Below are 23,417 nucleotides of genomic sequence, written 5' to 3'. Positions count from 1 at the left end.
GAGCGCGCCGCCCGCCGGGCAGCCGCTCCGCCGCTGGCGCCGCGCCCGCGCCGCGCGTTTGACGCTTCCTGGTCGACTGCCGCGTGTTCGCTCATGGTGGTTCTTCCCTGAATCTGTTCTTGTCTGAAAATCCGCTGCGGCCGCATCGTGCCGCTCCTGCTCGGATCGTAGCCATGCACCCTATTCGAAACGGCCAGCCAGCGCCAACGCCTGTCGCAAAATCGACAAGAATTCCAATAGATTTGCGGTCGCTTTCCTTTTGCGGGAAGTCGCAAATCAGCTATGGATACCCGCCCCTAGCGGGTTAGGTATGGACGCAAATATGTTGTGCCTTGCGACGCAGTCGCGATGCCGTGAGGAGCTGGATCAAAATGGCCGACGACGAGATCATCCTTTCCGAGCTTTCCGACGACGAGCTTGTGCAGCAGATGCACGACGACCTTTATGACGGGTTGAAGGAAGAGATCGAGGAAGGCACACAGATCCTGCTCGAGCGCGGCTGGGCACCCTACAAGGTGCTGACCGAGGCGCTGGTCGAAGGCATGCGCATCGTCGGCGAGGATTTTCGTGACGGCATCCTGTTCGTGCCGGAAGTGCTTTTGTCCGCCAACGCGATGAAGGCCGGCATGTTCATCCTGCGCCCGCTGCTCGCCGCCACCGGCGCGCCGAAGCAGGGCAAGATGGTGATCGGCACCGTCAAGGGCGACATCCACGACATCGGCAAGAACCTCGTCGGCATGATGATGGAGGGCGCCGGTTTCGACGTCATCGATCTCGGCATCAACAACGCGGTCGAAAAATACCTCGACGCCATCGAGCAGCACCAGCCCGACATCATCGGCATGTCGGCGCTTTTGACCACGACCATGCCCTACATGAAGGTCGTCATCGACACGATGAAGGAAAAGGGCATCCGCGACGACTATGTCGTGCTGGTCGGCGGCGCGCCGCTCAACGAGGAATTCGGCAAGGCCGTCGGCGCCGATGCCTATTGCCGCGACGCGGCGGTGGCGGTCGAGACCGCCAAGGACTTCATGAAGCGCAAGCACAATGTGCGCGCTTCGGCCTGATCTAGCCCAATCCGGCACGGACAATGGAGAAAGCCGCGCCTTGCAGCGCGGCTTTTTTGTTCCCAGATGATGGTGAGGCGTGGATCAGGGATTCTCGACCGTGTCCTCGACGGCATTGGCTGTCGATTTGACATCCTTGCCGACGCCACGGACTGTGTTTGCGCATGCCGTAAGGGCTAGCGCACTGGCAAGGACGGCAATCGGCGCGATACGTAGCAGTTTCATGGACGGTGTCTCCCTCAACAGATAAATTAACCCTAGAGCAACGAAGGCCGGTTCGACTGGTTCCATGGCCAAGATACAAAAAACGAACCCGAATCAAACGGACAGGCTGCTCGTCATCGCCTGCGGGATGATTGCGCGCGAAGTTTTGGCCGTCAAGGAACAGCTCAAACTGGATCATCTCGAATTGACCTGCCTGCCGGCGGAGTTTCATTTCTATCCGGACCGCATCCCGCCGGCGATGGACAAGGCCATCGAGAAGGCCAAGGCAGACGGTTACGAACACATCTTCGTCGGCTATGCCGATTGCGGCACCGGCGGCCTGCTCGATCGCGTCTGCGAGAAGCACGGCGTCGAGCGCATGGCCGGCCCGCACTGCTTCGCCTTCTACCAGGGCATGGACGCCTATGCGAAGATCGCCGACGACGACATGATGTCGTTCTACATGACCGACTTCCTGTGCCGGCAGTTCGACGCCTTCTTCATGAAGCCGCTCGGCCTCGACAAGCACCCGGAGCTGATCAAGGACTATTTCGGCAACTACGAGAAGCTGGTCTATATCGCCCAGACCGACGATCCGGAGCTCGACAAGGTTGCCGAGAAGGCGGCGAAAATGCTCGGCCTCGCCTATGAGCGCCGCTCGACTGGCTATGGCGACCTGACGAAAGAGCTGGCAGAGGCCTCAGCGGTCGCTTGAGCCACTGACCAAGAGGGGGAAGATTTCCATGTCTGTTCGGCCGTTGCTGCTATCTCTGTGCCTGAGCGTCTGCGCTGTCCTGCCTGCCCTTGCCGACGGCGACGTGCAGAAGCTGATCACCGCGGCCGACAAGGCGCGGCTCGACAAATATGGCGAGACGCGCAAGGCAGCCCTCGATGAGGCCAAGGCCGGCGACCCCGCCGAGGTCAAGCAGCTCGACGCACTGCTGGCGAAGCCGCTTGTGGCATTTTCCGACAAGGACCTGACCGGCAGCTGGAAGTGCCGCACCATCAAGGCCGGCGGGCTGAGTCCCCTCGTCATCTATGGCTGGTTCAAGTGCAAGGTGAGCGACGACGGCTCCGGTTGGCGGCTGGAAAAGGTGAGCGGCTCGCAGCGCACCAAGGGCCGCTTCTTCGACGACGGCGAAAAGCGCGCCATCTATCTCGGCTCCTTCACCGTCAACGAGGATCCGGCGAAGCCTTACGGCAGCGGTCCGCAGAGCGATCAGGTCGGCTTTGCCTTCCGCAACAGCGCCAGCGAATGGCGCATCGAATTCCCGGCGCCCTATTACGAATCCAAGCTCGACATCATGGAATTCAAGCGTTGATCGGCGGCGCGACGCCGTGGCGGGTGGCAATCACCAAGGATTAACCCGGACAGCCTAGCATCCGGCCTGCCGATAGCAGGTCATCCCCAGGCACGTCGAAAACCATGGAACCGTCGAAAGCAAACCCACGGCCAATCGTCGTCGTCACCGAAGGCGGACCGCATATCTGGGCCATCATAAACGCCATAGCCGACCGGCTTGGCCCTGTCAGCGTCGTCCTCGAAACACCTGAACCCAAAAAGCAATTGCTGCTTGGACGCGCCCGCCGCCAGGGCTGGATCTCGGCCGTGGGTCAACTCGGCACGATGGTGCTGACCCGGCTCGGCAAGCGTTTTTTCGCCAGCCATGCGGCGCGATTGATTGCCGACCAGAAGCTTCAGACCGAGCCGAAGCCGGGCCAGAAGATCATCAACGTTCCGTCGGCAAACGCACCGGAATGCCTGCAGGCGATCACGGACCTCCGGCCGGGTGTGGTGCTGCTTGCCGGCTGCCGCCTGTTGTCCAGGCAGACGCTGGCGAAGATGCCTTGCCCGGTGCTCAACTATCATGCCGGCATCGCCCCGAAATATCGCGGCATGAATGGCGGCTACTGGGCCCTTGCCTCAGGCGATGCGCAGAACTTCGGCACGACCGTGCATCTGGTCGACGCCGGCGTCGACACCGGCGGAGTGCTGAAACAGGCGCGCGGCAGGCCCGAGCCGGGCGACACCATTTCGAGCTATGCGCTGCGTCAGGCGGCGTTCTCGCGCGACATCTCCGTCGAGGCGGTCAGCGACGCGCTGGCGGGGAAACTTGCCACGTCAGATCCGGATCTGCCTTCGAAACAATGGTACCATCCGACGATCTGGTTCTATCTTTGGACCGGCGTGACCAAGCGGGTCTGGTAGCCACATCACTCCCAAGAATTTCGCCTTTCCACTGCAGCATTCAATAGCGTCGCTTTTGAATGCGCGCGCGTCGTCCCATAACAAGCAGCCCCCATGCGCATGCGGCAATGCTCGATGCTTAGAGGAGTGAGAATTTCATGGCCGATCTGATCGTCGTGTACTGGCGCGACATCCCCGCCCAGGTCATCGTCAAGAAGGGCCGGCAGAACGCCAAGCGCGAGCTGCCGCCGCGTTTCACCGAGGCGATCGACATGTGCGCCATGCGCACCGGCGCCGGCGGCACCGATGATTATCTCGCCGAATGGCGCAAGGCCGATCCGGTTCCGGTCGGCGACGATCTCGAAGCCGAGGTCGAAAAGGCTTTTCAGGAGCTCGATGCGAAATATGACCGCGAGCGGCTGGTCGCTCTGGTCAAGGCGGGCGGGAAAGAACATGTCTGAGCCTCAACCGGCGGTTACCCAGGCCACTTTGGTCAAGAAGGCAGCGCCGAAGTCCGACTACAAGCCGGCCGACGTATCGCCGCAGCGGCGCGTGCAGCGCTCGTTCGCGGTGCGGCTGTGGTCGATCCGCCATTCACGCCTGCTCGAATGGTTCTATTCCCGCTTCGCCGACATGTTCCTGCTGCTGCATCCGCTGTGGAAGGGCATCGGCTACGGCCGCGTCGAAGCCCCCATCAAGTTCGTCGAAAAGCGCGTCAAGGGTTTCATGTTCGACTGCCGCATGTGCGGGCAGTGCGTATTGTCCTCGACCGGCATGTCGTGCCCGATGAACTGCCCCAAGCAGTTGCGCAACGGCCCTTGCGGCGGCGTGCGCGCCAACGGCAATTGCGAGGTCGAGCCCGATATGCCCTGCGTCTGGGTCAAGGCCTGGGAAGGCTCGCAGAACATGGTGCATGGCGACAAGATCCTCGACGTGCAAAAGCCCGTCGACCAGTCGCTGCGCGAAACCTCCGCCTGGCTGCGGGTGACCGCACAGGCAGCCGCCGCGCGTGAAGCCGCCCAGGCACCTAAGACCGGAGCCTCGGCATGATCGCCCGCCAGCTCGACGAGAACCCCGCCGGCATCCACCTGCCGCTCGATCCCCTGCCCGGCCACTCTTCGCGCGGTCGGCTGGAGCGCGTGCTGCGGCGCGGCGAATTCGCGGTGACGACCGAGCTCAACCCGCCCGACAGCGCCGATCCGGAAGACGTCTACAACCGCGCGAAAATCTTCGACGGCTGGGTCGACGCCATCAATGCCGTCGATGCCTCCGGCGCCAATTGCCACATGTCCTCGGTCGGCATCTGCGCGCTGTTGACCCGCATGGGCTATGCCCCGATCATGCAGATCGCCTGTCGCGACAAGAACCGCATCGCCATCCAGGGCGACGTACTGGGTGGTGCTGCGATGGGCGTCGCCAACATGTTGTGCCTGACCGGCGACGGCGTGCAAGCGGGCGACCAACCGGGCGCCAAGCCGGTGTTCGACCTCGATTCCATGTCGCTGCTCGAGACCTGTCGCATCATGCGCGACAACGGCAAGTTCCTGTCTGGCCGTAAGCTGACGACGCCGCCGCAGATCTTCCTCGGCGCCGCCGTCAATCCGTTCGCGCCGCCCTTCGACTTCCGCCCGATCCATCTCGGCAAGAAGATCGCCGCCGGGGCGCAGTTCGTGCAGACGCAATATTGCTTCGACGTGCCGATGTTCAAAACCTTCATGCAGAAGGCGCGCGATCTCGGCCACACCGAAAAGGTGTTCATCCTGTGCGGCGTCGGCCCGCTGGCCTCGGCCAAGACGGCCAAATGGATCCGCAATAACGTACCGGGCATCCATATCCCCGACGCGATCATCAAGCGGCTGGAAGGGGCCCAGGACCAGAAAAAGGAAGGCAAGCAGCTCTGCATCGACATCATCAACGAGGTGAAGGAAATCCCCGGCATATCCGGCGTCCATGTGATGGCCTACCGCCAGGAAGAATATGTCGCCGAGATCGTCGATGAATCGGGCGTGCTCAAGGGCCGCCAGCCATGGAAGCGCGAAATCCGTCGCGACGACCAGATGGTCGCCGACCGGCTCGGCCACATACTGCACGACGAAATTACCGAAACCCAGGTGGATATGGTGAAGACCGCGCATTGACGGCGCCAACGGTCACCATTCGCTTGAACGAAATCAGATAACGATATAAAGAACTCTTTATATCACGACGGAGAGATTTCATGACCCGCACCATCGTCGCCTCGGCGACCCGAGAAATCATCATCGGCTTCGACCAGCCCTTCTGCGTGATCGGCGAGCGCATCAACCCGACCGGCCGCAAGAAGCTGGCCGCCGAGATGGTGGCCGGCAATTTCGAAACCGTCATCAAGGACGCGCTGGAACAGGCTGCCTGCGGCGCCACCATGCTCGACGTCAATGCCGGCGTCACCGCCGTCGACCCCAATGCCACGGAGCCGGCGCTTCTGGTGCAGACGCTGGAGATCGTGCAAGGCCTGGTCGACCTGCCGCTGTCGATCGACTCTTCGGTCACCGCCGCCATCGAAGCGGCGCTCAAGGTCGCCAAGGGTCGGCCGCTGGTCAATTCCGTCACCGGCGAGGAAGAGAAGCTCGAAGCGATCCTGCCGCTGGTCAAGAAGTACAACGTCCCGGTCGTCGCCATCTCCAATGACGAGACCGGCATCTCGATGGACCCCGACGTGCGCTTCGCCGTCGCCAAGAAGATCGTGCAGCGCTGTGCCGATTTCGGCATTCCGGCGCATGACGTCGTCGTCGATCCGCTGGTGATGCCGATCGGCGCGCTGGGCGATGCCGGCCGCCAGGTGTTCGCGCTGCTGCGTCGGCTCCGCGAAGAGCTCAAGGTCAACACCACCTGCGGCCTCTCCAACATCTCCTTCGGCCTGCCGCACCGCCACGGCATCAATGCCGCCTTCATCCCGATGGTGATCGGCGCCGGCATGACCTCGGCGATCATGAACCCGGTGCGCCCGCAGGAAATGGAAGCCGTGCGCGGCGCCAATGTGCTCAACGGCACCGACGAGAACTGCACCAACTGGATCAGGACCTACAAGGACTACAAGCCGGCCGAAGGCGGCCAGGCGGTCGCAGCGCCCACCGCGGTCAACGCTCCGGGCGAAGGCGGCGGCAATGGCGGCCGCCGGCGCGGCGGACGTGAAGCCCGCATGGCCAGGGGATAAGCGCGCAATCGTGAACTCGCCTGCCAACATCACCGATCCGCTCGTGCTGTTCATGCCGTCGGGCAAGCGCGGGCGGTTTCCGGTCGGCACGCCGGTGCTCGATGCCGCGCGCCAGCTCGGCGTCTATGTCGAGAGCGTGTGCGGCGGTCGCGCCACGTGCGGTCGCTGCCAGATCGAGGTGCAGGAAGGCAATTTCGCCAAGCACAAGATAACCTCCTCCAACGACCACATCTCGCCCAAGGGCGCCAAGGAAGAGCGCTATGAGCGCGTCCGCGGCCTGCCCGAACGGCGCCGCCTGTCCTGCTCGGCGCAGATCCTCGGCGACCTCGTCATCGACGTGCCGCAGGACACGGTCATCAACGCGCAGACCATCCGCAAGGACGCCGACACCAGGGTCATCGCCCGCGATTCGGCGATCCGCATGTGCTATGTCGAGATCGAAGAGCCCGACATGCACAAGCCGCTCGGCGATCTCGACCGCCTCAAGATCGCTTTGATGAAGGACTGGAACCTCAAGAGCCTGGACTTCGATTTCTATCTGTTGCCGCAGGTGCAGGGCATTTTGCGCAAGGGCAACTGGACTGCGACGGCCGCCATCCACAAGGATGCCGACTCGGAGACCGCGCGTGTCATCGCGCTATGGCCCGGCCTCAAGAACGAGGCCTACGGGCTCGCCTGCGATATCGGCTCGACCACGATTGCCATGCATCTGGTGTCGCTGCTGTCGGGCCGCGTCGCCGCCTCGTCGGGCACCTCCAATCCGCAGATCCGCTTCGGCGAGGATCTGATGAGCCGCGTCTCCTATGTGATGATGAACCCGGACGGCCGCGAGGGCATGACGGTCGCCGTGCGCGAGGCGGTGTCCGGCCTTGTCGACAAGGTCTGCGCCGAAGGCAATGTACAGCGTGGCGACATTCTGGACTCTGTCTTCGTCGGCAATCCGATCATGCACCATCTTTTCCTCGGCATCGATCCGACCGAACTCGGCGGCGCGCCCTTTGCGCTCGCCGTCTCCGGCGCGGTGCGCATCAAGGCCTCGGATATCGGCCTGAAGCTCAACCAGGGCGCGCGTCTCTACATGCTGCCCTGCATCGCCGGCCATGTCGGTGCCGACGCCGCGGCGGTGACGCTGTCGGAAGGCCCGCACCGCCAGGACGAAATGATGCTGATCGTCGACGTCGGCACCAATGCCGAAATCGTGCTCGGCAACAGGACACGCGTGGTGGCGGCCTCCTCGCCCACCGGCCCGGCCTTCGAGGGCGCGGAAATCTCCGGCGGCCAGCGCGCCGCGCCCGGCGCCATCGAGCGCGTGCGCATCGATCCCGACACGCTGGAGCCGAAATACCGCGTCATCGGCTCGGAACTGTGGTCCGACGAGCCGGGCTTCCTCGACAGCGTGCAGGCGACCGGCGTGACCGGCATCTGCGGCTCCGGCATCATCGAAGTGGTCGCCGAGATGTATCTCGCCGGCATTATCTCCGAGGACGGCGTCCTCGACGGGTCGCTAAGTGCGCGCTCGCCGCGTGTCGTTGCCAATGGCCGCACCTTCTCCTACGTGCTGAAGGAAGGCGAACCCAAGATCACCATCACCCAGACCGACGTGCGCGCTATCCAGCTCGCCAAGGCCGCGCTCTATGCTGGCACCAAGCTGTTGATGGAAAAGCAGAACGCCGACCATGTCGACCGCATCCATTTCGCCGGCGCCTTCGGCTCCTTCATCGATCCGAAATACGCCATGGTGCTGGGCCTGATTCCCGATTGCGACCTCGACAAGGTCTCGGCCGTCGGCAACGCCGCCGGCGCCGGTGCGCGCATGGCATTGCTCAATCGCGGCTATCGCCGCGAGATCGAGGAAACGGTGAGCCGCATCGAGAAGATCGAGACCGCGCTGGAGCCGAAATTCCAGGAGCATTTCGTCTACGCCATGGCGCTGCCGAACAAGGTCGACCCGTTCCCGAAACTGTCGGCGGCGGTCAAACTGCCGCCCAGGAAAACCGTCAGCGAGGACGGCATTGCCGGCGACGCCACGCCGCGCCGGCGTTCGCGCGAAGGCCACGCTGCACGGCGCGGGCGGGAATAGGCCCTCTGCCTCAAGCCGGCAGGTTCGTTCAATTTCATTTGCATGCGAATGTTTCCAGATCAGCTCGATCTGAAACAAACCGCCATTTTCGTGAAATCCACCAGATACACGCACGGGGCATACAACCGGCATCGAACGGCAGGCAGGAAATGTCTTTCAGCCGCCGCAACCGAGGGAGATGAAGATGTCGATGTTCGAAAGCCTCGGCCGCTATGGCGCGGCCATCAAGCATGCACACAGCAGGAGCAGGTCGATCCGGGCTCTGAACAGCCTGCCGCCCGAACTCCAGAAGGACATCGGCTGGCCGGTCTCGCCGCGCAATGACGCGCAGGCCACCCTTTCGGCCCTGCTCCTGGGTTCGGCGCGCTGATGAGCTTCGCTGACAAATGCAGATTGCTCGGCACCCGCCGGGGTCGTCCTTCGGCCTCGGCGGCCAGCAACAACAAGCTGCGCGCCGCGCTGCTGCCGCGGCGCTGAGCACTGCCGCGGATCGCCGGCAGGATCACACCAGCGTGTTGTTCCCGGCGCAAATCTTGACATTTTTCGCGCAGATACGATCTTCGGTTGAGTTGGGGGATTTCTCTTAGTCGGCTCCGGCCGAAGTCCGTGTATCCGCATGCCCAGTTTTAAGAGCCACGTCGTTTCCTTTGTCCTCAGGCATAGCCGCAAAAAGGCTTTTTCCAGCCCGGAAAACCTGCAGCGCTGGATCGCCTATGCGCGCAAGACCGAGGACTATCATCCGCCCGCATCGCTGCGCCACCGCCTCGACATAGCCGAGCGCAGCGTCAATGGCTTCCCCGTCTATGACATCGCGCCCAAGGCCGGCGAGCACAAGCGGATCCTCTATCTGCATGGCGGCGCCTATGTCTTCCAGATCACCTCCTATCATTGGGGGCTGATCGCCGAGATGGCCGAGCGGCTGGGCTATGGCATCACCGTGCCGATCTACCCCATCGCGCCCGAACATGATTTCCATGCCATGTTCGGCATGGTGAGCGAAGTCTACCGCCAGATGCTCGACGAGACGAAAGAAGACATCGTCTTCATGGGCGATTCCGCCGGCGGCAACATGGCCGTGGTGTTGACCATGATGGCCGCGGAAAATGGCCTTGCTCTCCCGTCACGCCATGTGCTGATCTCACCCGGGCTCGACATGTCGCTCTCCAACCCCGAAGTGTTCGAGGCCGAGCGCAATGATCCCTGGCTCGGCATTTCGGGCGGGATGGAGGCAGTCCGGCTCTACAGCGCCGGCTTTGATCGCAGCGACTGGCATATCAGCCCGCTTTACGGCGACCTCTCGGTCTTGCCGAAAACGCTGCTCCTGACCGGCTCGCACGACCTGCTCAGCCCCGACAATTTGATCTTCGCCGAGAAGGCGCGTGCCGCCGGCGTCGAGGTCGAGGTCGTCTACGAGGAAGGCATGTTCCACGTCTGGCCGCTGATCGAGATGCCCGAAGCGCGGCGCGCCAGGGACAGTATCGTGAAGTTTTTGGCCGGCGAGGCCAGGACACGGCGGGCGAAAGCCGGGCAATGGTCGCTGCAAGGTCAGGCTGCGACCTGACCCATCACGGGCCAACTTCGCCGTCCAGGTTACCACTTTGACAAAAGCCCGCCCCGATCGAGCCGAGGCGGGCTATTTCGTAGCAGCGCAAAAATTCAGAACTTGCCGGTTTCCCTGAACACTTCGAAAGTCGCACGGATGTGGTCGGCGACGGCCTTCACCGGCGCGCTGGCATCCGGTGCCACCACCATGGCGAGATTGTAGGTGCCGATATCCGGCATGCCATCCTTCGGGCAAAGCTCCACCATGTCGTTGCCGAGGAAGGATTTCGGCAGCGGCGCCACCGCCAGGTCGGACATGATGGCGGCGCGCTGGCCGGCCGTGTGCGCGCTCATGTAGGCGATGCGATAGTTGCGGCCCTCGCGGCCGAGCGCCTCGAGCGCCCCTGCGCGCCAGGCGCAGCCCTCCTCCCACAGCGAAACCGGCAGCGGCTCGCGCAGATGCGCACAGCCGCCCTTGGCACCGGCCCAGACGATCGGTTCGGTGAGCAGGACCTCGGCGCCGAGCGCACTGGTCTTGTAGGAGTTGGTGAGCAGCGTGATGTCGAGCGCGCGGTCGTCCATGCGCCGGCGCAAATTGACGCTCTGGTCGATGGTGACGTCGACAGCAATCGAGGGGTGCGACTGCGCGAAACGCTTCAGCACATGTGGCAGCACGCGCTCGCCATAATCGTCCGGCGAGCCCAGCCGCACCACGCCGACAATGTCTGGGATGATGAACTTCGACACTATCTCGCGGTTGATCGACAGCAGCCGGCGCGCGTAGCCGAGCAGCATCTCGCCATCCGTGGTCAGCGTCACCGAACGCGCGTCGCGCGCGAATACGGAGCGGCCGAGGATGTCCTCGAGCTTCTTGATCTGCATGGAGACGGCCGACGGCGTGCGGAACACCGCATTGGCGGCCGTGGTGAAGCTGCCCGTCTCGGCAATGGCCACGAACGTGCGCAGGACATCGAGATCGAGCAGCGGCAGTGGATGATTGAGTGGGGCGTTCATCGGGATCGACCTTCAATTTTTCTGATGTGAACGATCATTCCATTTCGTTTGATTGAACATCACTTTGGGAGGATAGTCAACTCCATCGAAGCAGCAGGCATCGAAAGCGGTCACGAAACGACCACCACGCAGACCTGCAATCGACATGAAATGAAGTTGAAACATGCCGGCCCGTCCCGGCCCCCAACATGAAGGAGAATGAAATGTCCATCCTGTCATCCATTGGTCGCTTCGCGACCGAATTCAGCGCAGCCCGCGCACGCTACCAGACCGAACGCGCCATCCACGCGCTGCCGATCGAACTGCAGAAGGACATCGGCTGGCCCGAAGCCGCCGACATCAGAACCGGTTCGCGCCTCGGTGTCGGATCCTGGGCTGGAGCAAAGTAAATCGTGTGTATCAAAGTCTGAAGGCCTGCCGCGCAGATCCGGCAGGCCTTTTTATTTGCATTCAAACGATTTCTGCAGCCATGTCGCCGTTGCATGACGCATATGAGCCGCTTGCATGACAGCCCATTTTTCGAATTAAAGCATTGTAAGTAATCGTAAATTCTGGGCAGTTTGCCCAACAATGTCGCAATCCGTGTCGCTTTTCATATCAAGTGCTTCGCATTTGCGATTTAGTTTTTGCTCACACAAGCCTATATCAGCGCCAGCAAACGAGCTGCCCCACTCCATCAAGCGAAGGCGACCCGTCTGAGCAACCGAATGGAGATGAACATGAAGCTTTTTGCCCGCCTCTTCGCCCGCCGCGAGATGAACCTGACGACCGCTCTCGAGCGCCAGCGTCTTGCCAAGACCATGCCTGGCCAGACCGGCGCCATGAACGCAGCGCGCCTCGGCTTCGTCGCCTGAGATACCGGCTTCAAGTGCAGCGCTCCCTGCCGCTGCTTCGAGGTTGACGCCGCTTCGGTTCTGCCGAGGCGGCGTTCTATTTTGCCCAGCCGGTTCGGCAATTGCCCGATCCGCTGGCACGGCCTGCCCGTCGCGCAAGACAATTGCCCATTTGCGACCCATGTCGCAAATTTAGTTGCCACAAAGCCCTCTACCCGATTGACAGGAATGGTTTTTCCTGATGACGCTATGCTGTTCGCGACATCCTGTTCGCGTCATGGCCGCGTGAGGTTTCCCGTGAATGCCGTAAAGCATCCGATCAGAAGATCGTTTGTATTCTTCCTTGTTCCCGATTTCACCATGATCGCCTTTGCGACGGCGCTCGACCCGCTGCGGTCGGCCAACCGGATGCTCGGCTACGAGGCCTATCGCTGGCGCCTGGCCAGCATCGATGGCAAGCCGGTGCGCGCCTCGAACGGCGTCGAATGCGCCGTCAACACCTCGCTTGAGGAAGAGCGCAAGAAGATGGCCGGACCGGACCGGCCCAACATGGCCATCGTCTGCAGCGGCACCAATGTCGAGCGCTATCAGAACAAGTCGGCCTTTGCCTGGCTGCGCGAAGAGTACAATCGCGGCGTCGCCGTCGGTGGGCTCTGCACCGGCGCGCACATCCTGGCCGCCGCCGGGCTGCTGTCGAACAAGCGCTGCGCCATCCATTGGGAGAACCTGCCCGGCTTTTCGGAGGCCTTCCCCAAGGCCAACGTCTTTGCCGACCTTTTCGAGATCGACCAGAACATCTACACCTGCGCCGGCGGCACCGCCGCCCTCGACATGATGCTGAAGCTGATCGGCGACGACTTCGACGAAAGTCTCGTCAACCGGGTGTGCGAGCAGGTGCTGACCGACCGCGTGCGCAGCCCGACCGACCGCCAACGCCTGCCGCTGCGCGCCCGCCTCGGCGTGCAGAACTCCAAGGTGCTGACCATCATCGAACTGATGGAAGCAAACCTGTCCGAGCCGCTGTCGCTGATCGAGATCGCCGACCATGTCGACCTGTCGCGCCGGCAGATCGAGCGCCTGTTCCGCACCGAAATGGGCCGTTCGCCGGCCCGCTATTATCTGGAGATCCGGCTCGACCGTGCCCGCCACCTGTTGATCCAGTCGTCGCTGCCGGTGGTTGAAGTCGCGGTCGCCTGCGGCTTCGTCTCGGCGTCGCACTTCTCCAAATGCTACCGCGAACTCTACGCCCGCTCGCCGCAGCAGGAGCGCGTCGACCGCAAGCAATTACTGGCGGCCTAGAGCACTGCTCTAGCCCTGTCAGACCTTGGTCAATTCAGGTACAGCGGCCTGGCTCAATACCGGTCGTCGCAATAACACTCGGCGGACGAGATGCGGTCGTTCCAGCCGCTGCCACCGAAATCGCGGACCCGGCGATTGAGCTCGATCGACTCGCCTCGCATCCTCGAATGTTCATAGGCGACGAACGTGCAGCCGCGGCGCACGATCACCGACGATGCGCGGTCGTTCCAAAACTGGCCACCGCGAAAACTCACCGAGTCGTTGGACCCCATCTCAATCGCGCGGCCGCGAAAATTTGCATGCTCGAACATGACGCAGCCGGTCTCACCCTCATATTGGGCGCTGGCGGTGCCGGCACAAAGCACCGAGGCAATAGCCGTCAGGATGACAAGTTTCTTCATAAGCATTCTTCTCCTCAACCGCATTTGCCGCAAGCGGCCTGATCTCGCCCGGCGCATGCGAGTTTGCCATTGCGCAGGCCAAACAGGCAACCCACCGCATCAGCCAAGAACGGAAACATGCGCAGATTGAGCGTGTCCGCTCTGCGCGCTCTATCTCTTTGTTTTTGACGCAATTCCGGACGGAAAACCGTTTCACTGCGCTATCGGGCGTCGAACATCCAGCTGCGGTCGCGCCACATCTTCTCACCCACCTGGCAATCGGCGACTTGTATGTCCTGCGCCAGGACAACAGGCAGATGATCAGCCTCTTCCGCCGCCCATTGCGGCGAGGCCGGGCCGGCAAGTTCCAGCACCAGCTTGCGGCGGATCGCTTCGGGAAACTGCGTCCAGTCATTGACCGGGATCATGAAAGCGCCAGGGCCGCCGATGACACAATCGCTGTAATAGCGATCGAGATTGTTGACGTCATAGGCACCGCTGAAGCCGCCTCGCGTCATCAGCGGCAGGCCGTTGATGGTGATGCCTTGCCTGATCACCTGGTCGCGGATGAGATTGACCGGCGCGCCCTGATTGTTGGGACCGTCACCGGAAATGTCGATGACGCGCTTGACGCCCTGGAAGCCGCTTTCGGCGAAAAGGTCGCTGCCGAACTGCAGCGCGCCGGAAATCGATGTACGCCGGGCGCTGCCCGGCGGATGAGCGGAAAGCTGCGCGGCCACCCGCTCGGCGTCAGCACGACTGGCGATCACCGTCCATGGCACGACGACCTGCTGCCAGGTGGCGCCGGCCCATTCGACATAGGTGACGGCGATCTTGCCATAGGCGCCGTCGGCAATGGCCTTCAGAACACTGTCATGCGTCAACGCCGCCGAATAGCCGTGGCGCTGGATTTCGAGTTCGTCCGGCGACATCGACAGCGAAACATCGACGGCCAGCACAAGCTCGATGTCGACGGGTTCCGCTGCGAGGGTTCGCGAGGTCAGGCCGAGCAACAGCGCCAATGCGGCGGCGCTCGGGAGAAAATACCCTGCATGACCAGAAGCGGACATGACGCAACGGTAAGCGAGAATCGTTGCGCTACAAAGCGAAAACGCCCGACCGAGGCTCGGTCTTGCCCCGGCAACTGCCCCGATGAGAACCCGCTGGAAGCCTCTACTTTGCGACGTTCTTCTGTCCGGCCGCGCGCGCAACCTTGAACGTAGTGACGGGAACGGAATCCGGCTGCGGCGCGGCATCCTGCGGGACAGCCGCTTTCGCAGTCGCGACCCCGTTGGGAGTAACGATTTCGGCGATCCGGCGGCTCACATCGCGGGATGCGGTCAGCGACGACACCGCTTGCGCCCAGAACGGCGCTCCCAATCCAACCAGAAGCCCGCCGACCAGCAGCCAGAAGGCGTTCGCGATCGAAGGCAGGGTCCAGTTGGTGCCGAAGGCGCCAAATGAACAATCCACGGTGACGGCACCCAAAGCGCAGGACTTCAATGCGGGATTGACTTCCCAACCCACCGGCACGCCGAGGGTCCTGAGTTCCTTGGTCTGGTTTTCAGCTTCCGTCAGTTTTTCCTGCAGCGCGGCAATCGCGCCTTTCAGGTCTTCCGTGCTTCCGGCGCCGGTCTCCGGCTTGGCCGCGGCAGCGGTGTTCAACTTCTCCATCAGCACGGCGTATTGGGCGTGAACGTCCGCGGCCTTTTCGGCAACGGCCCCGGCGATTTCAGGATTCTTGAGAAAAGCGACGGCAAGCTTGTAAGGGTGAACGTAGAACGCCCAGGCCACGAAGAACGCGACGCAGACCGAAAACAGGCGCGCCCGGTTTTCGAAATACAGGCTGACTTCCTTGCCGAATGCCTCGTATTTCTGCGAAATATCCATGACCACTTCGTCGGTCAGAACGTCGGCTGCGCCTACGAGCCTGCTGGAGGCGAGTTTTTGCGTAAACACCTCCACAGGAATGTCGGTCACCACGGCCCAATCGACAAACCAGCGCAGAAATCCGCTGATCCATCCGGTTGATGGATCGCCCTTCTCGGTGGTCGCCCGGTTTTCCATGATCAGCGCGGCGAATTGCTGCGGTGTCAGCAACTCCTTCCCATCCCCCTCCGACTTAGTAAGCTTTGGCAAGATGACGCGCGAATAGAGATTTCCGAGCATGAGCTGCATGCCCTTGGCTCGCAGCCCAAAGATGCGATGGATCATTTCCACCAGTGTCGCCACGACGATCGCAAACATAAGCATCGTCGTCGCGAACGCCAGCAACGCGGTTAGCCACTGCATGATTGTACCCCCCCGGGCAAAATATCCGCAGCTCCAGAAGAGCGGGGCAATGTAAAATAATACTCTTTATTTTAGAGAAAACAACGGGCCGCAAGTCGAACAGCAAATTCGAAATGGGTCTTCCGGCGGGAGCATCGCGCAAAAAAGCAAAAGATGGCGCCTGGCCGGGCTCCTGCATTGTCATTCCTTGCTCGTCTGGGTCTGCCTTGGAAAGGTCGAGACCATCAGCTGCGCGGCTTGAGGTTCTCCGGGTCGTAGAGCGGCTTGTAGCCGACGGAAACGACCTCGACCGGATAGGTCTCGCCGAAATACTCGACCTTGAGCTTGCGGCCTTCCTGGCAATACGCCCACGGCAAATAGGCGAGCGCGATGTTTTTGCCGATCGTCGGGCCATAGGCGATCGACGTGGTGAAGGACCGGCGGCCCAACTCGTCAACGAGCGTTTCGCTCGTGTCCGGGTCCATCACCGGCAAGGTCCCCACGGGATAGCGGGCCACGCCCCTGGAATCGGTATTGCTCGTCATCACCAGCGTGCACAGCATGGCCGGCTGGTGCTCGCGAGCGCGATACTCCACGTGCTTGGCCTTGCCGCAGAAATCATTCTCCTTGACCTTCGGGCGCGCGAGGTCGGCTTCCAGCAGATTGTACTCGGTCAGCAGATCGGCGTTCTGCAACCGTAGGCTCTTTTCCATGCGGCGCGTGTTGGCATAGGTCTCGACGCCGAAAGGCATCACGCCGGTCGAGCGCAGCGCGTCCCAGACGGCAAGCCCGTCCTCGTAGCGCATATGCAGCTCCCAGCCCTGCTCGCCGACATAGGAGATGCGGAAGGCGGTGACATCCTTGCCGCCGATCCTGACCGGCTTGATCGCCGCGAAGGGGAAGTTTTCGAGCGAGAGCCCGTCCGGATTCTCGACCACCTTCTGCAGGGTCGTGCGCGCATTCGGGCCCCAGATGCCGATGGTGACGAATTTTTCCGTCACGTCGGTGATGGTGACATCAAAGCCCTTATCCTGCGCGGTGCGGCGCATATACTGGAAGTCGCGCGGCCCGGCATCGGCGCCGTCGATCACCCGGCAGCGATCGGCCATGCGGATCACCGTGAAGTCGGCGCGCACCATGCCTTCCTCGTCGAGGAAGTGGGTGTAGATGCCTTTGCCGATGTTGTTATCGCCGCCGACCTTGGCCGCGCACAACCACTCAAGCAGCGCGACATGGTCTGGACCTTCGACGTCGTACATGGAGAAATGCGACAGGTTGACGATGCCGCAATCCTCGCTCATGGCGAGATGCTCGGCATTGGAGACGCGCCAGAAATGGCGGTTGTCCCACTCGTCCTGGCGCACCGGAACGCGGTTGCCGTATTTCTCCAGGAGGTGCTCGTTGGCGGCATAGCCATGGGCACGCTCCCACCCGCCGAGCTCCATGAAATAACCGCCGAGTTCCTGCTCGCGCTCCCAGAACGGCGAACGGCGGATGTTGCGGCCCTTGGAGAAGGGTTCGCGCGGATGCACCGCCGGATTGTAGACCTTCATCGCCGTCTCGGTGCAGCGATCCCATATGAACTGCTCTGTCGTCTGGTGCGGGTAGAAGCGCGAATAGTCGATGGCGTGATGGTCGATCGCGGTGCGGCCGTCGGTCATCCAGTCGGCGATCAGCTTGCCCATGCCGGGGCCGTCCTTGACCCAGATGGCGACGGCATACCAGAGGCCCCTCACCTTCTGGCTCTCGCCCATCGACGGGCCGCCATCAGTCGTCACCTGCAACAGGCCGTTGAAGGAATGGCTCTCATTGTAGCCGAGTTCGCCGAGGATCGGCGTCAGCTCCATGGCGCGTTCGAGCGGCGCCAGGATCTGCTCCATGTCGAGGTCGCGCTGCGAGGGCGACAGCCGCGCCTGGTCCTTCTCCAGCAGGTCGCGCGGATGGCAAAGGCGCGGATTGGTCTCTTCGTAATAACCCCATTCAATCTGTCCGCCTTCGGCGGTCTTGGGGTCGCCGGTGTCGCGCATATAGGCCGAGTTGCCCTGGTCGCGCAGCAGTGGCCAACCGATCTCCTTGCCGGTACCGGCAAATTCCGTGTACGGGCCAAAGAAGGTCAGCGGATGGTCAATCGGCATGACCGGCAGGTCTTCGCCCACCATTTCGGCGGTCAGCCGGCCCCATATGCCGGTGCAGACCACGACGTAGTCGGCCATGATCGTACCGCGGTCGGTCACCACGCCCTTGATGCGGCCGTTGTCGACGATGAGCGACCTGGCCGAGGTGTTGGCGAACGCCTTGAGCTTGCCGGACGCTTCCGCCTGGTCGACCAGCTTGCCGGCCACCGTCTGCGAGCGCGGGATGACCAGACCGGCATCGGGGTCCCACAGGCCGCCCTGCACCATCTCTTCCTCGATCAGCGGGAACTTCTGCTTGATCTCGGCCGGCTCGATCAGCCGGGCGCGGGTGCCGAAGGCCTTGGCCGAGGCAATCTTGCGCTTGATCTCTGCCATGCGGCCATCGTCACCGACGCGGGCGACCTCGAGACCGCCGATGCGGGCGTAATGGCCCATCTTCTCGTAGAAATCGATCGAGTAGAGCGTCGTCCAGCAGGACAGGAAATCATGGCTGGTCGTGTAGCAGAAGTCGGAGGCGTGCGCCGTCGAACCGATGTCGGTCGGGATGCCGGATTTGTCGATGCCGACAATATCGCTCCAGCCGCGCTCGATCAGGTGATGGGCGACCGACGCGCCCACGATCCCACCCAGCCCGACGATGACGACCTTCGCCTTTTCCGGAAACCCTGCCATTGCCCGCGACTCCAAGATGACATGCGGGCGCGCCGGCGCCCGTTCGATTGGCGCACAATATGCAGAGGACGGCGGTTGAGCTACCGCCTGTTTGCGACACGCCGCAGGTACGGCGCGACCCTGCCCACAAGCTCGCTGTCAGAGGACAGTCTGGAACGGTCTGCCGCCTCAGAAGCGCGCCTTCAGCGCCGCCTTGGCCAGGAATTTCGTGCCGTGCAGCGAGGGTCAGCGATCGAGAAGCCCAGCGGGCCTCGAACGTATGGCTTGTCTCCGGGGATTGCGTGGAGGATTCGCCGATGCCCACAATGCCATCAGCGGGCCGGCAAGCAGCAGATAGGGTGGCAGCAGATTGGGAAAATAGATACGCGTGTCGTGGATCGGGAACACCGCGAACTTCGCCAGCACGCCGAGCACCAGTGCCGCGAGCAGGATGCCGGCGCGACGGTCGAGCCGGAAACCGGCGCTGCCCAACCCATACCATCCGGCCAGGGCCAGCACCGAGACACCGACCCAGCTGTTCATGTCGACGGCGCGAAGCAGTGAAACGGCGAACGCCCTGAGATAGGCGGCAAGCGAAAATTGCGGCTCGAACCCGTCCATATTGTAGTGCTGCTCGATGCTGGAGAACCACAAATGCGGCCACCAGCCGGGATGATGAGCCCAGTGCGAGATGGCGAAGTAGGCGACGAAGGACGCGGCAAAGCCGGCCAACGCGCCCCACGCCCTCTGCCGGAACGCGATCAGCAGCACGGCGAAGATGGCAAGGAAAACAATATTGTCCGGCCGCGCCATGAAGGCGAGGAAGAGCAGGATCGCGGTTGCCGCCTCGCGTCCCCGCACATAGGCAAGCAGCCCGCCGAGGAACAGCGCCGAGCACAGCAGGTCCGGCGTCGATGCCCGCGCCGCGTCGCCGAATTCGGCCATGATCAGCACCGCACCGACCACCGGCGCCAGCGCCAGCGCGCCCTCAGCGCGCAACCAGAGCAGCACAATAGTGCCAAACAACAGCGCCGAGAATACCTGTAGCGCCCGCATAGCCTCGACCGGCGACATGACCGAGCTCATGGTCGATAGTATTTCGGCATAGAGGAACTTGATCCGGTACATGCCGAGCAGCGAATGGAAATCGGCGGCGTTCTCCGCCATGTGGCTGCGGTAACCGCCGCCATCATCGATCAGCATCTTGTAGTCGGCCGCCGAGACACCGGCCTTGACCGTGCTGTAGGCATAGTCGTGCAAGGCCTGCGGGTCGGGATAGTTGCCTTCCTCTGCGATCGCCAGATAGGGCAGCATGTCCCAGTTGGCGTCGGGCATGATCCACGCCATCATCGCCGTCAGCAGGATGTAAAGCGAAAAGGCAACGGCCCCGATCGGTGCTGCGAACCGTGCATAGGTCCCCTCGCCCCACGCCAGGCCGGCGTCAGTGAGCCGGTCGAGCGGGTTGTTCGGAACGGGCGACTTGGTCAGCATTGTCAAACTCAGCGAACCTGGCTTTTGACGAAATCCTTCACGATCGACACGATACCGCGCGACAGCAGGCTGTCGAAAGCATCGACGAATCGATCGACATGCTCGCGCTGGCAGATCAGCGGCGGCTCGAGACGGATGACATTGCGGTTGTATTCGGTGAAGGCGACGAGCACGTCGTAGTCGCGCAGCAGCAGCGCACCGACGAAGCCGGACAGCGAGCCCTTCAGCTTGTCGTCGAGCACGCTGACGATAGGCCGCAGCACCATCGGCAAGGTCTGCGAGAAGTCGTGGAACTCCAGCCCGACCATGAGGCCGTTGCCGCGCACGTCCTTGATGATCTTCGGATATTTCTCCTTCAGCGCCTGCAGCCGCTGCAGCAGGTAGTCGCCGGTGGCGGCGGCATTGTCGATCAGCCCCTCGTCATAGAGCACATTGAGCGCCTCGATCGAGGTGACGCAGGCCTCACCCATGCCGCCGAAGGTGGCCATGGCATGGATCATCGCCGTCTTCGGCGTGCCATAGGCCTTCATGTAGATTTCGCGCCGGGCAATCATGGCGCCGACCGCCGCCTTGCCGCCGCCGAGCGACTTGGCCAGCGCCGTCACGTCAGGAACGACGCCATAATGCTCGAAGGCATAGAAGCGCCCAGAGCGGCCATAACCGCACTGCACTTCGTCGGCGACCCACAGCACGCCGTACTGGTCGCACAGCGCGCGCAGCTTCTGCCAGTATTCGGCCGGCGCCTGGATGATGCCGCCGCCGCCCTGGATGGTTTCGAGCACGATGACACCGATCTCGGGATCGTTGCGGAACGCACGCTCGACCGCCTCGATGTCGGCAAAGGGGATGCGGACCGTATTGTCCGCCATCTTGAACTCGGCGCGGTAGAGCTGGCCGTCGGTGATGCCCAGCACGCCCTTGGTCTTGCCGTGAAAGGAGTTCTCGGCATAGACGACCTTCGGCCGCTTCGGGCCGGCGGCGCGCTCGGCGAGCTTCACCGCCGCTTCCATCGCTTCCGAGCCGGACGAGCCGAGGAACACCATGTCGAGGTCGCCGGGCGAGCATTTGGCGATGTTGTGCGCAAGTGCGGCCGCATATTGCGACATGAAGGCGATGGCGATCTCCTGGCGCTTTTCCTCCTGGAATTTGCGGCGCGCTTCGAGGATACGCGGATGATTGTGGCCGAAAGCCAGCGAACCGAAGCCGCCGAAGAAATCGAGGATCTTGCGGCCGTTCTGGTCGATGTAGAACATGCCTTCGGCACGCTCGATCTTGATCTTGTGGAAGCCGAGCAGCTTCATGAAATGCAGCTGGCCCGGATTGAGATGCGCCTTGAACAGGTCGGTCATCCGCGCCACGTCCATCGTCTTTGCCTGCTCGACGCTGATCAGGTCGGGCTTGGCGATGGTGGCGGGTGACAGCGACGGCGCGTCGACCATGGTGCGCGCGTTCGTGTGCTCGGGTTTGGCCATGACGGTCATCTCAAAAATCCTCTGTTCGGCGGGGCCTGTTATTCGGCAGGCACATGTTTGGTGGCGACGGCGTGGCCGTCCTTCTTGGTGCGATATTCTCTGTAGGCGGCGATCAGCATGTCCTCGTCGCGATATTGCGGCACCCAGCCGAGCTGGCGCCCGGCCTTGGACACGTCGAGCACGCACTCCTCGTCGGCGATCAGGTACTGTTCAGGATCCATGATCGGCAGGTTCATGAGGTCGAGCAGGTCGAGCGTGCGCTTGACGGCCCAGCCTGGTGTCGGGATCAGCAGCGATTTCGACCCAGCGTGCTTGATCAGGTCGCCGAGCAGCTTCTTGACCGGAGGCGGGTTGAGCGAGCCCAGATTGTAGGCCTCGTTCGGCACGCCGGCCTTCCAGGCGGCGCGCGCCGCTTCGGCGCAATCGAACACCGATATGAACTGATAGGGGTTCCTGCCCGAGCCGATCATCGGCACCGGAAAATTCCAGTCGATCAGCTTGAACAGTTTCTCCAGGATGCCGAGGCGGCCGGGGCCGATGATCAGGCGCGGCCTGAACAGCGAGATCGACATGCCGCGCTTGCGCCATTCGGCCGCCAGTTCCTCGGTCTTCTGCTTCGACCAGCCATATTCACCGAGCGGCGCGACCGGGTGCTCCTCGGTCATCGGCATCGTCACCGTATGGCCGTAGATCATGTCGGTCGTGTAGTGGACCAGCTTCGAGGCGCCGGCCTTGTCCATGGCCTGCATGATGTGTTCGGTGCCGTGGAAATTCACCGGGAAGAAGAAATCGTGCCGCTTGGCGCGCACCTGAATCGGCGAGAGCATTTTCGCCGAGAGGTTGTAGACCATGTCGTCGCCCTTGAGCCCAACCGCGGCGACCGAGGCCGGATCGGTCACGTCGCATTTGACGAAGCGGACCGGGCGGTAGTGCGGCAGGTCGCTCTTGACGATGTCGGCGACGATCACCTCCTCGCCGTCGGCCACGAGCTTGGGAGCAAGATGACGGCCGACGAAACCGTCGCCGCCGAAAATCACATGTCTCATCGAACGATCTCGCTGTGAATCTTGTCGGACGAAAGGGAAGCCGTTTCCTCCTCATGCCCTCGACCACTCTGCGCGATCAGCACCGTGCCGACGCAGATGCAGGCAATGCCGGCGATGCGCCAACTGTTGAGGTCTTCGCGGAAGACGAAATAGGCGAAGATCGCGACCGCGACATAGGCAAGGCTGAGGAACGGGTAGGCGAAGCTGAGCTCGACCTTGGACAGTACATACAGGTGCGAGGCCATCGAGATGACGAAGGTGCACAGCCCAAAGAACACCCAAGGGCTGAAGACGATCTGCAGCAGCTTCAAAAGCGGATTGGTGCCTTCGAACGAAATCGGCCCGAGCGACATCATGCCTTGCTTCAGCATCAGCTGCGCCGCGGCATTGGTCATGACTGTAAAGAGAATGAAGACGATGTATTTCATGGTTGCCACCCGCCCTGCAGCGGTCCTACTACAAACCTGCAAAGATTTCGTGAAGTCACAAGAAAGTTTTGAGTAAATCTTGATATTTACGTTTCAGTTACCAAGATTTATTCAAGTTCC

The 23,417-nt window shown here is 62.4% G+C and carries 25 protein-coding genes; 14 read left to right on the top strand and 11 right to left on the bottom strand.

All coding sequences use genetic code 11. The features are described from left to right. Nucleotides 1-371: 371 nt before the first annotated feature. On the top strand, nucleotides 372-1,070 hold the full coding sequence (locus tag DH08_RS20480; protein ID WP_008876431.1) for a corrinoid protein: 699 nt from the start codon (nucleotides 372-374) through the stop codon (nucleotides 1,068-1,070). A gap of 84 nt (nucleotides 1,071-1,154) precedes the next feature. Here the strand turns inward: DH08_RS20480 and DH08_RS20475 are convergent, their stop codons facing one another. Then, nucleotides 1,155-1,295: an EncA/B family entericidin gene (locus DH08_RS20475; RefSeq protein WP_192181037.1), complete on the bottom strand. Its 141-nt coding sequence runs from the start codon at nucleotides 1,293-1,295 to the stop codon at nucleotides 1,155-1,157. A 64-nt stretch (nucleotides 1,296-1,359) separates the two neighbouring features. On the opposite strand from DH08_RS20475, the gene DH08_RS20470 reads away from it, so the two are divergent. From DH08_RS20470 to DH08_RS20425, 10 genes are all read left to right on the top strand, one after another. Continuing rightward, on the top strand, nucleotides 1,360-1,989 hold the full coding sequence (locus tag DH08_RS20470; protein ID WP_192181036.1) for a DUF1638 domain-containing protein: 630 nt from the start codon (nucleotides 1,360-1,362) through the stop codon (nucleotides 1,987-1,989). Between the two features lie 28 nt (nucleotides 1,990-2,017). After that, nucleotides 2,018-2,596, top strand: coding sequence for a DUF4893 domain-containing protein (locus tag DH08_RS20465; RefSeq protein ID WP_192181035.1), 579 nt, complete (start codon nucleotides 2,018-2,020; stop codon nucleotides 2,594-2,596). A 104-nt stretch (nucleotides 2,597-2,700) separates the two neighbouring features. Then, nucleotides 2,701-3,483, top strand: a complete 783-nt coding sequence (locus tag DH08_RS20460) for a formyl transferase (RefSeq protein WP_192181034.1) — start codon at nucleotides 2,701-2,703, stop codon at nucleotides 3,481-3,483. Between the two features lie 137 nt (nucleotides 3,484-3,620). Next, nucleotides 3,621-3,923: a virulence factor gene (locus DH08_RS20455; protein WP_192181033.1), complete on the top strand. Its 303-nt coding sequence runs from the start codon at nucleotides 3,621-3,623 to the stop codon at nucleotides 3,921-3,923. After that, nucleotides 3,916-4,512 carry a methylenetetrahydrofolate reductase C-terminal domain-containing protein gene (locus DH08_RS20450; protein ID WP_040583088.1) on the top strand — a complete coding sequence of 199 codons (597 nt, stop codon included), beginning with the start codon at nucleotides 3,916-3,918 and terminating at the stop codon, nucleotides 4,510-4,512. The genes DH08_RS20455 and DH08_RS20450 overlap by 8 nt, the downstream gene beginning before the upstream one ends. Further along, nucleotides 4,509-5,600, top strand: coding sequence for a methylenetetrahydrofolate reductase (locus DH08_RS20445; RefSeq protein WP_192181032.1), 1,092 nt, complete (start codon nucleotides 4,509-4,511; stop codon nucleotides 5,598-5,600). Before DH08_RS20450 ends, DH08_RS20445 begins: the two co-directional genes overlap by 4 nt. 80 nt (nucleotides 5,601-5,680) lie before the next feature. Continuing rightward, nucleotides 5,681-6,655, top strand: a complete 975-nt coding sequence (locus tag DH08_RS20440; protein ID WP_192181031.1) for a methyltetrahydrofolate cobalamin methyltransferase — start codon at nucleotides 5,681-5,683, stop codon at nucleotides 6,653-6,655. Then, nucleotides 6,606-8,735, top strand: a complete 2,130-nt coding sequence (locus DH08_RS20435) for an ASKHA domain-containing protein (RefSeq protein WP_192181030.1) — start codon at nucleotides 6,606-6,608, stop codon at nucleotides 8,733-8,735. Before DH08_RS20440 ends, DH08_RS20435 begins: the two co-directional genes overlap by 50 nt. A 184-nt stretch (nucleotides 8,736-8,919) precedes the next feature. Next, nucleotides 8,920-9,105 carry a hypothetical protein gene (locus tag DH08_RS20430; RefSeq protein ID WP_192181029.1) on the top strand — a complete coding sequence of 62 codons (186 nt, stop codon included), beginning with the start codon at nucleotides 8,920-8,922 and terminating at the stop codon, nucleotides 9,103-9,105. Between the two features lie 246 nt (nucleotides 9,106-9,351). Beyond that, nucleotides 9,352-10,296 (top strand): alpha/beta hydrolase fold domain-containing protein, encoded by a 945-nt coding sequence (locus tag DH08_RS20425; RefSeq protein WP_192181028.1) that lies wholly within the window; start codon nucleotides 9,352-9,354, stop codon nucleotides 10,294-10,296. Between the two features lie 95 nt (nucleotides 10,297-10,391). On the opposite strand, the gene DH08_RS20420 is transcribed toward DH08_RS20425, so the two are convergent. Then, a complete protein-coding gene (locus DH08_RS20420; protein WP_192181027.1) occupies nucleotides 10,392-11,291 on the bottom strand; it encodes a LysR substrate-binding domain-containing protein in 900 nt (299 codons plus the stop codon). 12 nt (nucleotides 11,292-11,303) lie between these two features. Continuing rightward, a complete protein-coding gene (locus DH08_RS20415) occupies nucleotides 11,304-11,456 on the bottom strand; it encodes a hypothetical protein (RefSeq protein WP_192181026.1) in 153 nt (50 codons plus the stop codon). A 38-nt stretch (nucleotides 11,457-11,494) separates the two neighbouring features. Here DH08_RS20415 and DH08_RS20410 point away from each other — a divergent pair, with 38 nt between their 5' ends. The 3 genes from DH08_RS20410 to DH08_RS20405 all read left to right on the top strand — a co-directional run bounded on the left by DH08_RS20410 (nucleotide 11,495) and on the right by DH08_RS20405 (nucleotide 13,423). Further along, nucleotides 11,495-11,680, top strand: a complete 186-nt coding sequence (locus DH08_RS20410; RefSeq protein WP_192181025.1) for a hypothetical protein — start codon at nucleotides 11,495-11,497, stop codon at nucleotides 11,678-11,680. Between the two features lie 330 nt (nucleotides 11,681-12,010). Further along, nucleotides 12,011-12,145 carry a hypothetical protein gene (locus DH08_RS36945; RefSeq protein WP_081482193.1) on the top strand — a complete coding sequence of 45 codons (135 nt, stop codon included), beginning with the start codon at nucleotides 12,011-12,013 and terminating at the stop codon, nucleotides 12,143-12,145. A 339-nt stretch (nucleotides 12,146-12,484) separates the two neighbouring features. Continuing rightward, nucleotides 12,485-13,423 (top strand): GlxA family transcriptional regulator, encoded by a 939-nt coding sequence (locus tag DH08_RS20405; RefSeq protein ID WP_246800940.1) that lies wholly within the window; start codon nucleotides 12,485-12,487, stop codon nucleotides 13,421-13,423. A gap of 53 nt (nucleotides 13,424-13,476) precedes the next feature. On the opposite strand, the gene DH08_RS20400 is transcribed toward DH08_RS20405, so the two are convergent. The 8 genes from DH08_RS20400 to DH08_RS20365 form a co-directional block, all read right to left on the bottom strand. Next, a complete protein-coding gene (locus DH08_RS20400; RefSeq protein WP_192181024.1) occupies nucleotides 13,477-13,824 on the bottom strand; it encodes a peptidase inhibitor family I36 protein in 348 nt (115 codons plus the stop codon). A gap of 200 nt (nucleotides 13,825-14,024) precedes the next feature. Then, on the bottom strand, nucleotides 14,025-14,873 hold the full coding sequence (locus DH08_RS20395) for a DUF1194 domain-containing protein (RefSeq protein WP_192181023.1): 849 nt from the start codon (nucleotides 14,871-14,873) through the stop codon (nucleotides 14,025-14,027). A 103-nt stretch (nucleotides 14,874-14,976) separates the two neighbouring features. Beyond that, the gene (locus DH08_RS20390; RefSeq protein ID WP_192181022.1) at nucleotides 14,977-16,095 is read right to left on the bottom strand and encodes a hypothetical protein; all 1,119 of its coding nucleotides are present in this window, start codon (nucleotides 16,093-16,095) and stop codon (nucleotides 14,977-14,979) included. Nucleotides 16,096-16,319: 224 nt separating this feature from the next. Then, nucleotides 16,320-18,881, bottom strand: coding sequence for a GcvT family protein (locus DH08_RS20385; protein WP_192181021.1), 2,562 nt, complete (start codon nucleotides 18,879-18,881; stop codon nucleotides 16,320-16,322). A gap of 225 nt (nucleotides 18,882-19,106) precedes the next feature. After that, the gene (locus DH08_RS20380) at nucleotides 19,107-20,351 is read right to left on the bottom strand and encodes a hypothetical protein (protein ID WP_246800934.1); all 1,245 of its coding nucleotides are present in this window, start codon (nucleotides 20,349-20,351) and stop codon (nucleotides 19,107-19,109) included. A gap of 8 nt (nucleotides 20,352-20,359) precedes the next feature. Next, a complete protein-coding gene (locus DH08_RS20375; RefSeq protein WP_246800939.1) occupies nucleotides 20,360-21,790 on the bottom strand; it encodes an aspartate aminotransferase family protein in 1,431 nt (476 codons plus the stop codon). Between the two features lie 71 nt (nucleotides 21,791-21,861). Beyond that, nucleotides 21,862-22,869 carry an NAD-dependent epimerase/dehydratase family protein gene (locus DH08_RS20370; RefSeq protein WP_192181019.1) on the bottom strand — a complete coding sequence of 336 codons (1,008 nt, stop codon included), beginning with the start codon at nucleotides 22,867-22,869 and terminating at the stop codon, nucleotides 21,862-21,864. Beyond that, the gene (locus DH08_RS20365; RefSeq protein ID WP_006203312.1) at nucleotides 22,866-23,297 is read right to left on the bottom strand and encodes an EamA family transporter; all 432 of its coding nucleotides are present in this window, start codon (nucleotides 23,295-23,297) and stop codon (nucleotides 22,866-22,868) included. Before DH08_RS20365 ends, DH08_RS20370 begins: the two co-directional genes overlap by 4 nt. Between the last annotated feature and the right edge of the window lie 120 nt (nucleotides 23,298-23,417).

The organism is Mesorhizobium amorphae (assembly GCF_014843845.1).
GTDB lineage: Bacteria > Pseudomonadota > Alphaproteobacteria > Rhizobiales > Rhizobiaceae > Mesorhizobium > Mesorhizobium amorphae_A.
Note: the sequence above shows the minus strand (reverse complement) of the source record. Positions and strands in the feature narration are given on the sequence as shown.

Coding starts and splice junctions, on each gene's coding strand:
- DH08_RS20400 (WP_192181024.1), bottom strand. CDS start 13,824: ATGAAGAAACTTGTCATCCTGACGGCTATTGCCTCGGTGCTTTGTGCC.
- DH08_RS20425 (WP_192181028.1), top strand. CDS start 9,352: ATGCCCAGTTTTAAGAGCCACGTCGTTTCCTTTGTCCTCAGGCATAGC.
- DH08_RS20475 (WP_192181037.1), bottom strand. CDS start 1,295: ATGAAACTGCTACGTATCGCGCCGATTGCCGTCCTTGCCAGTGCGCTA.
- DH08_RS20460 (WP_192181034.1), top strand. CDS start 2,701: ATGGAACCGTCGAAAGCAAACCCACGGCCAATCGTCGTCGTCACCGAA.
- DH08_RS20480 (WP_008876431.1), top strand. CDS start 372: ATGGCCGACGACGAGATCATCCTTTCCGAGCTTTCCGACGACGAGCTT.
- DH08_RS20385 (WP_192181021.1), bottom strand. CDS start 18,881: ATGGCAGGGTTTCCGGAAAAGGCGAAGGTCGTCATCGTCGGGCTGGGT.
- DH08_RS20370 (WP_192181019.1), bottom strand. CDS start 22,869: ATGAGACATGTGATTTTCGGCGGCGACGGTTTCGTCGGCCGTCATCTT.
- DH08_RS20445 (WP_192181032.1), top strand. CDS start 4,509: ATGATCGCCCGCCAGCTCGACGAGAACCCCGCCGGCATCCACCTGCCG.
- DH08_RS20395 (WP_192181023.1), bottom strand. CDS start 14,873: ATGTCCGCTTCTGGTCATGCAGGGTATTTTCTCCCGAGCGCCGCCGCA.
- DH08_RS20430 (WP_192181029.1), top strand. CDS start 8,920: ATGTCGATGTTCGAAAGCCTCGGCCGCTATGGCGCGGCCATCAAGCAT.
- DH08_RS20435 (WP_192181030.1), top strand. CDS start 6,606: ATGGCGGCCGCCGGCGCGGCGGACGTGAAGCCCGCATGGCCAGGGGAT.
- DH08_RS20375 (WP_246800939.1), bottom strand. CDS start 21,790: ATGGTCGACGCGCCGTCGCTGTCACCCGCCACCATCGCCAAGCCCGAC.
- DH08_RS20440 (WP_192181031.1), top strand. CDS start 5,681: ATGACCCGCACCATCGTCGCCTCGGCGACCCGAGAAATCATCATCGGC.
- DH08_RS20410 (WP_192181025.1), top strand. CDS start 11,495: ATGTCCATCCTGTCATCCATTGGTCGCTTCGCGACCGAATTCAGCGCA.
- DH08_RS20450 (WP_040583088.1), top strand. CDS start 3,916: ATGTCTGAGCCTCAACCGGCGGTTACCCAGGCCACTTTGGTCAAGAAG.
- DH08_RS20405 (WP_246800940.1), top strand. CDS start 12,485: ATGATCGCCTTTGCGACGGCGCTCGACCCGCTGCGGTCGGCCAACCGG.
- DH08_RS20465 (WP_192181035.1), top strand. CDS start 2,018: ATGTCTGTTCGGCCGTTGCTGCTATCTCTGTGCCTGAGCGTCTGCGCT.
- DH08_RS20390 (WP_192181022.1), bottom strand. CDS start 16,095: ATGCAGTGGCTAACCGCGTTGCTGGCGTTCGCGACGACGATGCTTATG.
- DH08_RS20455 (WP_192181033.1), top strand. CDS start 3,621: ATGGCCGATCTGATCGTCGTGTACTGGCGCGACATCCCCGCCCAGGTC.
- DH08_RS36945 (WP_081482193.1), top strand. CDS start 12,011: ATGAAGCTTTTTGCCCGCCTCTTCGCCCGCCGCGAGATGAACCTGACG.
- DH08_RS20365 (WP_006203312.1), bottom strand. CDS start 23,297: ATGAAATACATCGTCTTCATTCTCTTTACAGTCATGACCAATGCCGCG.
- DH08_RS20415 (WP_192181026.1), bottom strand. CDS start 11,456: ATGTTTCAACTTCATTTCATGTCGATTGCAGGTCTGCGTGGTGGTCGT.
- DH08_RS20380 (WP_246800934.1), bottom strand. CDS start 20,351: ATGCTGACCAAGTCGCCCGTTCCGAACAACCCGCTCGACCGGCTCACT.
- DH08_RS20470 (WP_192181036.1), top strand. CDS start 1,360: ATGGCCAAGATACAAAAAACGAACCCGAATCAAACGGACAGGCTGCTC.
- DH08_RS20420 (WP_192181027.1), bottom strand. CDS start 11,291: ATGAACGCCCCACTCAATCATCCACTGCCGCTGCTCGATCTCGATGTC.